Below are 12,521 nucleotides of genomic sequence, written 5' to 3'. Positions count from 1 at the left end.
TGTCCTCTGGCGTCGACGCCGGCCCAGCGCTGTGCGCCGGGCCGGGCCGGGTCAGTGTCCGGTGACGCGGAGGGCGTCGACGATCTGCCGAGCCCGCTCCATGGTGTCCACGACGACGCCGTAACGGCGAACGTCGCTCGTCACGATGTCGCCGGTGTTGAGGCGCACGCCGCCGGATGAGTTCTCCCGGCCGACGACGAACCAGTTGAGGGCGCCGTGGTTGCGACCGTCGTCGGGGTGGGCCTCGGCGAATGCGATGTCCCGCAGCGGAATCGAGCGACGGTAGAACGGAGCGCGCAGCGTGACGTGCGTGCGGTCGGCGTCGACCTCGACGATGACCTTCTGGCCCATCGACGCGACTCGGTTCCCGAGGGCCGTGATGCGAAGCGCAGCAGGCTCGTTCATGTCGACAACGGTACGAGAACGGGTGGGGAAGCAGGTCAGTACAGCCCACTGTGCGGGCGAACCGATCAGGCGTGGAGGACACTGGGGCCGTGAAGGTGACGATCGCGGGTGACGACGGCACGCGTCGGCAGGTGTAGCGCGTGCGATGCCGTTGGTTGCCGTGGGAGCCGGGCACACCGCGCGTCGCCGAACTGCTTCTGGGTTTCTTCGGCAAGAGCGACACCAGGAGTCTCGGTGGGCTCTCCGGCGATGCAGGGGCGGTCGTCCTGGTTGTTCTCCTCGTGCCTCTAGTCGTGGCGGCAAGTCTCGTCATGGGCGAGCTGGCACTGCTGCTCCTGACTCTTCCGCTTCTTGCCCTGTGGCGCGTCCTTCTGCGCCGGCCGTGGCCGGTCTACGTCGCGCGCAACGGCGGAGTGATTCACGTCGAGCGGGCGTCGACGTTCACGGCGGCCCGCAAGCGCCGGAACGAGATCGCTGCGGGCATCGCGAGCGGTACGTGGCAGGCGTTTGCGCCGCAGCCGCGTCACTCACGGGGAGCCGAGGGGGCGAGCGGGCCGGTGAAAGATCGTGACTCAACCGGAACCGATCCGGGGGCTTGGCCGCCGTGGGGGAGTCCTACGGTGAGGTGACGTCGGCCCGCGTGCGACCGGTACGTCGTTTCACCCACCTCCGTTCGAAGGACACCTCATGGTCCACTTCCTGGCAGCCGACGCTGCCGAGCCGCTCTCGAGCGCGTCGTCCGGGCAACTCGCGCTCGCGGCGCTCGCGGGCATCGCCGTCGTCGTCCTCGGCATCACCGCCGCCAAGCTGCACCCGTTCCTCGCGCTCATCCTCGGAAGCGCGGCGCTTGCGCTCGTGGCGTGGGTGCCCGGCGAGGCCGCAGTGAAGAGCTTCACCACCGGGTTCGGCACGACGGTCGGCTCGGTCGGTCTGCTCGTCGCGCTCGGCGCCATGGTCGGCCAGCTGCTCGCGGACTCCGGAGGCGGCAACGCCATCGTCGACAAGCTCGTCTTCGGCGTGAAAGCAGCCGCGCTGCCGTGGATGATGGCGCTCGTCGCGGCCATCATCGGTCTGCCGATGTTCTTCGAGATCGGCGTCGTCCTCCTCATCCCGGTGGTTCTCTCAGTCGCGCGCCGCGCCAAGCAGCCCGTGCTGCTCGTCGGCATCCCGGCGCTCGCAGGCCTCTCGGTGCTCCACGCACTCGTGCCGCCGCACCCCGGCCCGGTGGCTGCCATCGAGGCGGTCAAGGCCGACACCGGCCGCACCCTGATGTTCGGCGTGCTCCTCGCCATCCCGACGCTCATCATCGCGGGCCCGCTGCTCGCGCGTCTCATTGCCCGACTCGTGCCGGTGGACGCTCCCGCCGAACTCGCTGCCGACGCAGGTTCGCCCGGTGCGGCCGTCGGGGACTCCGACCTGGCCGAGGAGTCGGCGGACGGCAAGGCCGCCTCGCCCGCCACGAAGCGCCCTTCGTTCGGCGCGGCCATCGGCTGCATCCTGCTGCCTGTCGTGCTCATGCTGCTCGCATCGATCACGGAGATCTTCCTGCCCGACTCGGGCACGTTCCTCACCGTCGTGAAGTTCTTCGGCACGCCGTCGGTGGCACTCATGCTGGCCGTGCTCGTCGCCCTGTTCGCGCTCGGTAAGGGCAGCGGGATGTCGCTCGCGACCGCCAACGGCGTCATGAGCAACGGCCTGCCCGCCGTCGCCGGCATCATCCTCATCGTCGCTGCCGGTGGTGGTTTCAAGACGCTGCTCGTCGACGCCGGTGTCGGCAACGTCATCAAGGAATGGGCCGAGGGCAAGAACCTTTCGCCCCTGCTCATGGCGTGGCTCGTCGCCGTCGGTATCCGTCTCGCGACGGGTTCGGCGACGGTCGCGACCATCACTGCGGCCGGCATCGTCGCGCCGATGCTCACCGGCCTCGACGCCAACCAGCTCGCCCTCGTCGTGCTGGCCATCGGGTGCGGCTCGGTGTTCTTCAGCCACGTCAACGATGCGGGCTTCTGGCTCGTCAAGGAGTACTTCGGGCTCACGGTCGTCCAGACGCTCAAGTCGTGGTCGCTCATGGAGACCGCCATCTCCGTCGCGGGCTTCGCGTTCTGCGCCATGGCCTGGATGCTCGTGTGAGCGCCGGGTCTAGGGTGAGCCGTATGACTTCTCCCAGGGCACCGCAGTTCGTCATCGTCATGGGCGTCTCCGGCTCCGGCAAGACCACCGTGGCCGAGGGTCTCGCGGAGCACCTGGGGTGGACGTACGTCGAAGGCGACGACCTGCACCCCGCGGCGAACGTCGAGAAGATGCGCAACGGCATCCCGCTCACGGACGAGGACCGCTGGCCGTGGCTGCGCAAGATCGGTGAGTGGATCGACGAGCACGAGGGCGAGGGCAAGAGCGCCGTCATCACGTGCAGTGCGCTCAAGCGCACCTACCGCGACCTGCTGCGCGAGGGGCGCCCGGGCGTGACGTTCTGCCACGTCGACGTGTCGCGTGAGGAACTCGAGCGCCGCCTCGCCGAGCGCAAGGGTCACTACATGCCGGCGTCGCTCCTGCAGTCACAGCTCGACACGCTCGAGGAGCTGAGCGAGGACGAGCCCGGCGTCATCGTCGAGTCCACGGGCGGCCAGGAGGCCGTGCTCCGCGAGGTGCTCAAGGCGCTGAACCTCGACGCCGAGGGCTCCGCCACCTGACCAACGCTCTGGTTGGCTGAGTTCGTTGCGGTTGGTGACGGTGCACCGTCACCAACCGCAACGAACGTCACCGGCTAGGCGTGCCCCGGCAGGGCGAACGAGTCGTCGCCCACGAGGTCGACGAGCCCGTCGGCTACGAGCGAGTCGAGGCAGCGCTCACGCTGCACCTCGTCGTCCCAGACCTGACGCAGGTCGTCGTGCGGCACCGCGCCGTCACGCTCGCGCAGGACGGCGAGCAGTTTGCCGCGAACCATGCGATCCGTTCCGGCCCAGGCCTGTCCGCGTCGTGCGGGGCCGTCGTACGCCGGAGCGCCGGCCTGCTGCCACGCGCACAGGTCGAGGACCGGGCACTCGCCGCAGGCAGGCGCCTTCGCGGTGCACACGACCGCACCGAACTCCATCGACGAGGCGTTCCACAACACGTGGTCCTCATGCGGGAGCAGTTGAGCGGCCAACGCCCGCTCGGCGGCGCTGAGGCTGGGGCGCGGGAACTGAACACCCGTGACGGCGCGCGCTTCGACGCGTCGGATGTTCGTGTCGATGACGGGGATGCGCTCCCCGAACGCGAACGCCGCCACCGCGGCTGCCGTGTACTCGCCGACACCCGGAAGCGCGAGCAGTTCTTCGGACGTGGACGGCACGTCGCCGTCATGTCGCTCGACCATCGCAACGGCCGCCGCGTGCAGACGCAGCGCCCGGCGCGGGTAGCCGAGGCGACCCCAGTGACGGACGGCGTCGCCGGCCGGTGCGGCCGCGAGGTCCGCGGGCGTGGGCCAGCGATCCATCCACTCCTGCCACAGCGGCACGACGCGGGCGACGGGGGTCTGCTGGCTCATCACTTCGGAGAGGAAGATGCCCCAGGGCGTCGTGCCGGGCTCACGCCACGGCAGCGGGCGCGAGTGGGCGAGGAACCAGTCGTTCAGCCGGACGACGAGGTCGGTGCTCACGCGCTCAGACGTAGCGTTCGAGGATGCTGCTCTCGGCGAGGCGGGAGAGCCCCTCGCGCACAGCGCGTGCGCGGGATTCGCCGACGCCGTCGACCTGAAGCAGGTCGTCGAACTCGGCGCCGAGCAGAGCCTGCAGGCTGCCGAAGTTGTCGACGAGGCGCTCGATGATGGCGCCCGGCAGGCGCGGCACCTTCGACAGCAGGCGGTATCCGCGAGGCGTGACGAGCGCGTCGAGGGAGTCACCGACCACGGCGAAACCGACGGCGCGGGCGTTGGCGGAGATGTCGATGAGGTCCGCGGAGCTGAGGGCGGCGAGGTTGGCGTCGGCCTGCTCGAACGTGAACCCGTCACGGGCCGAGGCGAGGTAGTCGCGGATGACGAGCTCCCGGTCGTCACCGAGGGAGCCGACGAGTTCCTGCAGCTGCAGGTCGATGAGGCGGCCGTCGGTACCGAGTTCGACGACGTACTCGGAGATCTCGTCGTTGATCCGGCGCACCATCTCGAGGCGCTGGAGCACCTGGGCGACGTCGCGCACGGTCACGAGGTCTTCGATCTCGAGAGCGGAGAGCGAGCCGGTGACCTCGTCGAGACGCTTCTTGTACCGCTCGAGCGTCTGCAGGGCCTGACCGGCGCGCGACAGGATGGCGGGGGAACCCTCGACAACGTGACGCAGGTTGCCGACGTAGACGGCGATGATCTGCATCGACTGGCTCACGGAGATGACGGGGTAGCCGGTCTGCTTCGCGACGCGCTCGGCGGTGCGGTGACGCGTGCCGGATTCGCGGGTCTCGATCGAGCTGTCCGGCACGAACTGGATGGCGGCGCCAATGATGCGTTCGAGACCCGACGAGACGACGATGCCGCCGTCCATCTTGGCCAGCTCGCGAAGTCGCGTGGCCGAGAACTCGATGTCGATGGGGAACCCCCCCGTGGAGATCGAGTCGACCACGTCGTCGTGCCCGACGACGATGAGTGCGCCCGTGCGGCCACGCAGGATGCGCTCCAGGGCGTCACGCAACTCCGTGCCGGGGGCGATGGCCGCGAGGGTCTCCCACAGGAGCGTCTCGTCGGAACGCTCAGCCACGCTCTTCTCCTTTACACCGGGCGGTGAATCACCATGTTGAACATAACGTGCCGAGGCGGTTCGGACGCACGTCGTGACACCTTCGTGACGTGCGTCCGAGGCCGCGTTCACCGGACGGTCAGGACGTCCACAGACCGTAGGACTCGCCGAGGTTGCGGATCTTCTGGGCGCGGGCCAGACGCGGGGCGTAGCTGCCGTCACGCGAACCGCCGCCGTGCTCGTGCTCATCGAGCAGTTCGGCGGCCCACTTGATCTCGGTGTCGCTCGGGGCGAGGCCGTGGTTGATCGTGTCGGTCTGCTCGGCGCGCAGCGTCAGCTTGCCGGTCATGCCCATGCTCTGCGTGACCTTGCAAGCCTCGAGGAGCGCGTCGTCGGAGTCGGTCAGCGTGGGGCCGTCGATCGGGCCGGGCAGCTGGCCGACGCGGGAGGCCACGACGAGTTTGGCGCGCGCGTAGGCCAGAGCCATCGGGTCGTCGCTCGCGCCGGTGTCACGACGAAAGTCGCCGACGCCGAAGGCGAGGCGGAACGTGCCCGGGGCCGAGGCGATGGCCGTGGCGCTCTCGACGCCGAGGGCCGATTCGATGAGCGCGAGCACCGGGGTGCCGGCGGCCAGGCGCATGGCCGTGAGCGTGACGTGCTCCGGCTTCTCCGTCTTGGCGAGCATGACGCCGCGCAGTCCGGGTACGCCGTGGAGCGCCTCGAGGTCGTCGGCCCAGTACTCGGTGTTGATGTCGTTGATGCGCACCCAGCCGGTCATGCCGTCGCGCAGGGCGTTGACCACCGCGTCACGGGCGGAGGACTTGTGCTCGGCCGGCACCGCGTCCTCGATGTCGAAGATGACCGAGTCGGCCTCGGATGCCAGAGCGGTGTCGAACAGCTCGGGCTTCATGGCGCTGGCGAGCAGCCAGCTACGGGACAGGGTGGCCGGGAGGGCGGCCGCGCGGGCATTGCGTCCGGAAAACACGTCTTGTTTCGTTCCTCAGTCGTCGTCGGTTTCGTCCGCGCGGCCGCAAAGGCGCGCTCGACGTACATCACCCTAAGGGTCGGCGGGGCGTACTCCGCAGTACGAATGGGCGGCGGTGGACACGTTCGCGTGTCGGAAGAGTCAGCCGGGGGAGGGCGCCGCGTCGGCATCGGCCGACGGATGGGATGCGGAGGAGGCCGTGCCGACAGCGCGCATGGCCGAGCCGAGGTCGGCGCATTCTGCGATGCGCATGCCGGCCGGCGGCTTCTCGGTGCCGAGCGAGCCGGCAGGGATGATCGCCTTGTCGAAGCCGATGCGTGCGGCCTCGGCGAGTCGACGCGCGACACCGCTGACAGCCCGGATGTCGCCGGAGAGCCCCACTTCTCCAACGGCGATGAGGCCACCGGGTAGCGGCTTCTCCTGCGCCGAGCTGAGCAGCGAGAGCGCGACGGCGAGGTCGGCCGCGGGCTCCGTCAACCGCGCGCCGCCGACGGTGGAGACGTAGCAGTCAGCCCGGCTGACCGGCGCGCCCGCGCGGCGCTCGAGAACGGCGAGGATCATCGCGGTGCGCGAAGAATCGACGCCCGACGTCGTGCGTCGCGGCGACCCGCCGGGCGACGGTGCGACAAGGGCCTGCACTTCGGTGACGAGCGGCCGACGGCCCTCGAGCGTCACGGTCACGCACGTGCCCGCGACGGGTTTGTCGCGGGCCGTGAGGAACAGCGAGCTCGGGTCGGCGAGACCCTCGATGCCGCCGTCGGACAGGTCGAAGCAGCCCACCTCGTCGGTGGGGCCGTACCGGTTCTTCACGGCGCGCACGAGACGCAGCCGCGAGTGGCGTTCGCCCTCGAAGGTGATGACGACGTCGACGAGGTGTTCGAGCAGACGCGGGCCGGCGATGGAGCCGTCCTTCGTCACGTGCCCGACGAGCACCGTGGAGATGCCGCGCGCCTTGGCCACCTGAATGACCGCGGCGGCCACCTCGCGTACCTGCGAGACGTTGCCCGCGCTGCCCTCGATCTCGGCGCTCGCGATGGTCTGGACCGAGTCGATGACGAGCAGGGTGGGGGAGACGGAGTCGATGTGGGCGAGCACGGTGGCGAGGTCGGTTTCGCTCGCGAGGTAGAGCGTGTCGGCCACGGCGTCGGTGCGGTCGGCGCGCAGACGTACCTGAGCAGCGGATTCCTCGCCGCTGACGTAGAGCACCTTCGCGCCCGTACGCGCGGTGCGGGCGGCGACGTCGAGCAGCAACGTGGACTTGCCGATGCCGGGCTCACCCGCGACGAGCATGACGGCCCCCGGTACGAGCCCCCCGCCGAGGACGCGGTCGAACTCGCCGACGCCTGTTGTCGTGACGGCGGCACGCGTGGCGTCGACGTCACCGATCGGCTTGGCCGGGTTCATCACCTTCGCGGCCGGCTGCGTGCGCACGGCGACGGCGCCCGTCTCCTCGACGGTTCCCCACGCCTGGCACTCGCCGCAGCGGCCGACCCACTTCACGGTCTGCCAGCCGCACTCGGTGCACCGGTACGTCGGTCGCTTCGAAGCCTTGCTTGCCATGGCTCAAACCCTAGAGGCCGGCACTGACAACCCCGTCGTGACGAGGTGGTGCCGGTGGTCGACCGACCGGGCGAGCGACGAGCACGATGTCTTGATCTCGTGCACCAACTCCGGACGTCGGCCGGGGTGGCCGCCACACGCGTCGTCGCGGACAAACCCCCAACCTTGGGAGTTTCACGGCCAACGGTCGCTGCTTCGGCCGAAAAACTCCCAACGTCGGGCGTTCCACAGCCCAGCGGGGACGCCTGCGCGGAGCCTCAGCGCCCCTCGGCCTCCAGCGTCGCGGGGTGGACGTAGAGCGGCAGCAGGTCGCGACCCGCCGGTGTCACGGCCAAGGCCCGGGCGGCGGCGAGGTGTGCATCGCAGTACCCGGCGAGGACGTCGTAGGCCTGCTTGCCCATGAGTTCGACGAGTTCGGGCTTCTGCGAGACGTAGACGGGGTCGGCGCCGATGTGCGCCTCGGAGTTGCCCGAGCAGTACCAGTCGAGATCGTGACCGCCCGAGCCCCAACCGCGCCGGTCGTACTCGGCGATCGTTGTCTCGAGGTACTCCTCGCCGTCGGGCAGCGTCACGCGCCGGTACGAACGGCGGATCGGCAGTTGCCAGCACACCTCGGGCTTCAGCGTCCACGGCTCGACGCCGGTCGCCCACGCCTTCTGGTGCAGCGCGCACCCGAGCCCGGGGGCGCCGTTGTCGACGTCGTCGTCCCCGCCGTCCACGGCCTGGCCGAAGCCGGGCCGGTTGAGGAACACGCAGGCGCCCTCGACGACGCGTGTCTTGCGGTCACCTTCGTCGTCGGTCTCCACCCACCCGGCGTCCGAGACGATCTCGTCGTAGAACTGGACATCGTCCGGCGTCAGCGTCGCGACGACCTCAGCCACGTGCTTCTCGTCCTCGTCACCCGTGAAGTGGGCGCCCAACACGCAGCACCCGAAGTCGGGCTTCGACGCGTCGATGCCCGCGCAGCCGGAACCGAACGTGCACGTCCAACTCGACGTCAGCCACGTGAGGTCGCACCGGAAGCGTTCGACCGCGTCGGGCTCGCTCGCCGGATCGTCGAACTCCACCCACGTGCGCGGGATCTCGAGGTCACATTCAGTCACTGCACGATCTTAGGTGGCGTGTTCGTCGCCTCTTCCGAGCAGAGCCGGAGCGGGCTGTCAGGGGCGGGCTCTACTGTGGTGACGAGCCGGCCCGCCCGGCCCCGGACGCCCGGCGAGCAGCGCGTTCGAACCCCGAAGCGAGGAAGGCATGCCGATGCGACGACGAGTGCGTGCGGGTGTCACCGCAGGCGTCCTCGCGGCGAGCCTCTTCGTGTCGGGTTGTGACGCCGTCCGTCACGTCCTGGATCAACAGGCGGAGCGGTCGTCGTCGCCCTCCACCACCCAGCCCGTCACCGACCCGGCGCAACGCGTGCGTCAGAGCGATCTCGAGACCAAGGTCGGCGCGGGCATGAACGCACGCACGCCGGGCGGCGCGATGATCGTCGCCTCCAACGGCACCCGGATACCGAACGGAATCGTCGAGGGCAGCGCCAAGGCCGCGGCGTCGGTACGCGCCCTCGACCCGCAGGCCTCGAAGAATGCCCTGCTCGTCCTCGTGCCGCGCGACAACGCCGAGTTCAAGGAGTACACCGGCCAGGATCAGGCGTCCCAGTTGGCCAACACCGTCACCGGGGGCGGGCGCCTGCCGTTCGTCGTCATGAGTGACTGGACGGTGAAGAACCCCGACACGCTCACCACCCGCGAGACCCTCGCGCACGAGGCGTTCCACGCGCTCACGCTCGAGAAGCTGGCCACCGAGCGTCCGCTCTGGCTGCTCGAGGGGTGGGCCGAGTACGTGGGGCAGCGCACCGTGCCGCAGGCGCCCCACAAGCGCGATGACATCTCGCCCCACGTGCCGAGCGACGAGGAACTGCGCGGAGCGAACGCCGCGGACGCCTACTACACGGCCTTCACGTTCGCCCGGTACCTGCGCGACACCCACGGACACGACAAGGTGATGGTCTTCTACTCCGAGGCCGTGCGCACGAAGGAACCGCTGGAGGCCCTGCTGAACAAGCACTTCGGTAAGGGCCTCACGGCGCTGGAGTCCGGATACGTGGCCTGGTATCCGACGTTCCGCTGAGACCGATACCCTGCCAACCATGCGCCTCGGAGTGATCGACGTGGGATCGAACACGGTCCACCTCCTCGTGGTCGACGCCCATCCCGGGGCTCAGCCACTTCCTGCCACGTCCCACAAGCGTCTGTTGCGCCTGTCCGAGCACGTGACGGCCGACGGGCTCATCGACGACGAGGGCATTCGTGACCTCACGCAGTTCGTCGGTGAATGCGTCCAGATCGCAGAGGACCTCGGCATCTCCGAGCTCATGTCGTTCGTCACCTCCGCCATCCGCGAGGCACCGAACGGCCAGGCCGTTCTCGACCACGTGCGCGACGTCACCGGGCAGAGCCTGCGCGTCCTCACCGGCGAGGACGAAGCCCGCGTCACCTTCCTCGCCACCCGCCGCTGGTTCGGGTGGTCGAGCGGACGCCTGTTCGGCATCGACATCGGCGGCGGTTCGCTCGAACTCGCCACCGGCATCGACGAGACGCCCGACACCGCCATCAGCCTTCCGCTGGGTGCCGGCCGCCTCACGCGCACTCTCGACGGCGACCCGCCGTCGGCCCAGGACCTGCGTGCCGTGCGTGCCCAGGTGCGCACTCAGATCGCGTCGTCGGCTCGCACCCTGACGCGCTGGGGCACGCCCGATCGGTACGTCGGTACGAGCAAGACGATCCGATCGCTCGCCCGCATGTGTGGGGCGGCGCCGTCGAGCGACGGCCCGTTCGTGCACCGCAGCCTCGAACGCGCGGCGCTCGCCGACCTCGTTCCGCGCCTCGCGAGCATGACCGCCGAGGAGCGCACCTCGCTGCCGGGCGTCTCGCCCGAACGCTCGGCCCAGGTTCTTGCCGGCGCCGTCGTCATCGAGGCCACGATGGACATCTTCGGCGTCGAGCGCCTCGACGTTTGCCCGTGGGCCCTGCGCGAGGGCCTCATCCTGCGCCGCCTCGACGCCCTGGAGTGATGACGGTGCCCGCACCCATCCGCGTCGGCCTGTCGACGGCGTCGTGCTACCCGCTCGGCACCTCGGCGGCCTTCCGTATCGCCGCCGAGCTCGGTTACGACGGCGTCGAGGTCATGGTGTGGAACGAGGCGGCGAGTCAGGACCCCGAGTTCCTGCGGGATCTCGTCGAGCGCTGGGGTGTGCCCGTATTGTCGGTCCACGCGCCGACGCTCCTGCTCACCCAGCGCGTCATGGGCAACGAGCCGTGGGGCAAGGTCGACCGCTCCGTGGCGCTCGCGCGTGACGTCGGTGCGTCCACCGTCGTCCTGCACCCACCGTTCCGGTGGCAGAAGGAGTACGCGACGGGCTTCGTCGAAGGTGTGGCGCAACGCGAACGCGAGCACCCGCAGATCCGCCTCGCCGTCGAGAACATGTTCCCGTGGCGGGCCCGGGGCCGCGAGGTTCAGGCCTACCTGCCGCACTGGGATCTGCGGCGCAACCACTACTCCCACACCACTCTCGATCTCTCGCACACGGCCACGTCCGGTAGCGATGCCCTGGCGCTCGCCGACGAGCTCGGTGACCGCCTCACGCACATCCACCTCGCCGACGGCTTGGGCTCGTACAAGGACGAACACCTCGTGCCCGGCCGAGGTAACCAGCCGTGCGCCGAACTGCTCCAGCACCTGTCCCGAACGGGCTTCAGCGGGGACGTCGTCGTTGAGGTCGGCACCCGGCGCCTTTCTGACGAGGACAGGCTCATCGATCTCGCCGAGGCCCTCGCCTTCGCCCGCCTCCACCTCGCAATCGGAGCGGGGGAGGCGTCCGCACCCTGAGGGCGCTGTGCCCCGTACACGCCGCCGAGTAGGCTTGAGCGAAATCGCGCTATGGAGACGACACCTTGCCATGGACCCTCGTTCACTGACACCTCGCCTTCCCGTCGCGACCTCGCGTGTACTGGCGCTGACGTCGCGGGGGCCGATCGCGCGTGCGGCCTCGAAAGTGCTCGTTGCGGGCGAGAGCGTCGACGACGCCATCCGCGTCACCGGTGAGGTGGTTGTCGGTGGCCAGCGCGTCTCGTGGATGCCGTTGCTCACCCACGCCGCAAGCCCGGACGACATCATCACCGCGCGTCAGGAGACGATCGGCGCCCTCAACTGGCTCGCCGCCGCGGGCACCGAGGCGCCCGACCTGACACTCGACGTCGCGACCTTCGGTGTGCTCGCGCCCGATGTCACGCCCGGCATCCTGCTCAACGCGCTGCGCGAGGTCGGTCAGGCGGCGCGCAACGCCGGCGTCAGCCTGACGCTCACCATCCCCGATGCCGCGCTCATCGAGGCCGTCCACGTCCTCGGTCACGAGCTGCGTCAGGACTTCCCGGAGGTCGGTATCGTCCTGCCGACGCGTCTTCGCCGCCTACCCACGGAGGTCTCCGACTTGGCGCGTGAGGGGCAGCGGGTGCGCCTCGCCACCGGTCGCCTCGACGCCGCGATCGGCCTCACGTCGGCGCGCGAGAGCGGCGCGGCCTTCGTCGACATCACGAAGCAACTGCTGGCCGGCGGCGCGCAGGTCAGCTTCGACACCGACGACGCGCTGCTGCTCGACATCGTGGGCTCGTTGGTGCAACGGTACGGAGCGGAAGGCGCCGAGGTCATCGCGCCCTTGGGTACTCAGAGTGCGCGTCAGCGCGAGATCGACACGCTCGCCACCCGCGTGCTCGTGCCCTACGGCCCTCGGTGGGCCGAGTACGTCGCGAACCTCGTGGCCGCGCGCCCCTCGCTGGCGCTGAGCCTGCCGAACCCCATTCGACGAAAGGGCTGAT

General features: G+C 69.8%; 13 protein-coding genes. 7 read left to right on the top strand and 6 right to left on the bottom strand.

What is annotated here, in order from left to right; all coding sequences use genetic code 11:
* Window positions 1–51 precede the first annotated feature (51 nt).
* The gene (locus tag AA983_RS11820; protein WP_052947093.1) at window positions 52–405 is read right to left on the bottom strand and encodes a hypothetical protein; all 354 of its coding nucleotides are present in this window, start codon (window positions 403–405) and stop codon (window positions 52–54) included.
* A gap of 140 nt (window positions 406–545) precedes the next feature.
* On the opposite strand from AA983_RS11820, the gene AA983_RS11815 reads away from it, so the two are divergent.
* From AA983_RS11815 to AA983_RS11805, 3 genes are read left to right on the top strand one after another with little or no spacing between them, the layout of a single operon-like run.
* A complete protein-coding gene (locus AA983_RS11815; protein WP_047312453.1) occupies window positions 546–1,034 on the top strand; it encodes a hypothetical protein in 489 nt (162 codons plus the stop codon).
* Between the two features lie 58 nt (window positions 1,035–1,092).
* Window positions 1,093–2,535: a gluconate:H+ symporter gene (locus tag AA983_RS11810; protein ID WP_047312452.1), complete on the top strand. Its 1,443-nt coding sequence runs from the start codon at window positions 1,093–1,095 to the stop codon at window positions 2,533–2,535.
* A gap of 23 nt (window positions 2,536–2,558) precedes the next feature.
* Window positions 2,559–3,095 (top strand): gluconokinase, encoded by a 537-nt coding sequence (locus AA983_RS11805; RefSeq protein WP_047312451.1) that lies wholly within the window; start codon window positions 2,559–2,561, stop codon window positions 3,093–3,095.
* A 74-nt stretch (window positions 3,096–3,169) separates the two neighbouring features.
* On the opposite strand, the gene AA983_RS11800 is transcribed toward AA983_RS11805, so the two are convergent.
* The 5 genes from AA983_RS11800 to AA983_RS11780 all read right to left on the bottom strand — a co-directional run bounded on the left by AA983_RS11800 (window position 3,170) and on the right by AA983_RS11780 (window position 8,753).
* The gene (locus AA983_RS11800; protein WP_047312450.1) at window positions 3,170–4,042 is read right to left on the bottom strand and encodes an A/G-specific adenine glycosylase; all 873 of its coding nucleotides are present in this window, start codon (window positions 4,040–4,042) and stop codon (window positions 3,170–3,172) included.
* A 4-nt stretch (window positions 4,043–4,046) separates the two neighbouring features.
* Entirely contained in the window at window positions 4,047–5,126 is a 1,080-nt protein-coding gene (gene disA, locus AA983_RS11795) for a DNA integrity scanning diadenylate cyclase DisA (protein ID WP_047312449.1), read from the bottom strand.
* 118 nt (window positions 5,127–5,244) lie between these two features.
* Window positions 5,245–6,090, bottom strand: coding sequence for a CoA ester lyase (locus tag AA983_RS11790; RefSeq protein ID WP_047312448.1), 846 nt, complete (start codon window positions 6,088–6,090; stop codon window positions 5,245–5,247).
* Window positions 6,091–6,231: 141 nt separating this feature from the next.
* Window positions 6,232–7,650 (bottom strand): DNA repair protein RadA, encoded by a 1,419-nt coding sequence (gene radA / locus AA983_RS11785; RefSeq protein WP_047312447.1) that lies wholly within the window; start codon window positions 7,648–7,650, stop codon window positions 6,232–6,234.
* Between the two features lie 257 nt (window positions 7,651–7,907).
* On the bottom strand, window positions 7,908–8,753 hold the full coding sequence (locus tag AA983_RS11780; protein WP_047312446.1) for a hypothetical protein: 846 nt from the start codon (window positions 8,751–8,753) through the stop codon (window positions 7,908–7,910).
* Window positions 8,754–8,901: 148 nt separating this feature from the next.
* On the opposite strand from AA983_RS11780, the gene AA983_RS11770 reads away from it, so the two are divergent.
* The 4 genes from AA983_RS11770 to AA983_RS11755 all read left to right on the top strand — a co-directional run bounded on the left by AA983_RS11770 (window position 8,902) and on the right by AA983_RS11755 (window position 12,520).
* Window positions 8,902–9,777: a hypothetical protein gene (locus AA983_RS11770; RefSeq protein ID WP_052947092.1), complete on the top strand. Its 876-nt coding sequence runs from the start codon at window positions 8,902–8,904 to the stop codon at window positions 9,775–9,777.
* Between the two features lie 19 nt (window positions 9,778–9,796).
* Entirely contained in the window at window positions 9,797–10,720 is a 924-nt protein-coding gene (locus tag AA983_RS11765; RefSeq protein WP_047312443.1) for a Ppx/GppA phosphatase family protein, read from the top strand.
* A complete protein-coding gene (locus AA983_RS11760; RefSeq protein WP_182434773.1) occupies window positions 10,720–11,535 on the top strand; it encodes a sugar phosphate isomerase/epimerase in 816 nt (271 codons plus the stop codon). Before AA983_RS11765 ends, AA983_RS11760 begins: the two co-directional genes overlap by 1 nt.
* A 70-nt stretch (window positions 11,536–11,605) precedes the next feature.
* The gene (locus AA983_RS11755; RefSeq protein WP_047312441.1) at window positions 11,606–12,520 is read left to right on the top strand and encodes a hypothetical protein; all 915 of its coding nucleotides are present in this window, start codon (window positions 11,606–11,608) and stop codon (window positions 12,518–12,520) included.
* Window position 12,521 lies beyond the last annotated feature (1 nt).

Source organism: Dermacoccus sp. PE3, from assembly GCF_001021715.1.
In the GTDB taxonomy this organism is placed as follows: domain Bacteria; phylum Actinomycetota; class Actinomycetes; order Actinomycetales; family Dermatophilaceae; genus Dermacoccus; species Dermacoccus abyssi.
The sequence above is the reverse complement of the archived record's forward strand: the minus strand, read 5'-3'. Positions and strand labels throughout refer to the sequence as shown.

Excerpts from the sequence above, each read along its gene's own strand:
- AA983_RS11820 (WP_052947093.1), bottom strand. The coding sequence starts at position 405 with ATGAACGAGCCTGCTGCGCTTCGCATCACGGCCCTCGGGAACCGAGTC.
- AA983_RS11810 (WP_047312452.1), top strand. The coding sequence starts at position 1,093 with ATGGTCCACTTCCTGGCAGCCGACGCTGCCGAGCCGCTCTCGAGCGCG.
- AA983_RS11805 (WP_047312451.1), top strand. The coding sequence starts at position 2,559 with ATGACTTCTCCCAGGGCACCGCAGTTCGTCATCGTCATGGGCGTCTCC.
- radA (WP_047312447.1), bottom strand. The coding sequence starts at position 7,650 with ATGGCAAGCAAGGCTTCGAAGCGACCGACGTACCGGTGCACCGAGTGC.
- AA983_RS11770 (WP_052947092.1), top strand. The coding sequence starts at position 8,902 with ATGCCGATGCGACGACGAGTGCGTGCGGGTGTCACCGCAGGCGTCCTC.
- AA983_RS11765 (WP_047312443.1), top strand. The coding sequence starts at position 9,797 with ATGCGCCTCGGAGTGATCGACGTGGGATCGAACACGGTCCACCTCCTC.
- AA983_RS11760 (WP_182434773.1), top strand. The coding sequence starts at position 10,720 with ATGACGGTGCCCGCACCCATCCGCGTCGGCCTGTCGACGGCGTCGTGC.
- AA983_RS11755 (WP_047312441.1), top strand. The coding sequence starts at position 11,606 with ATGGACCCTCGTTCACTGACACCTCGCCTTCCCGTCGCGACCTCGCGT.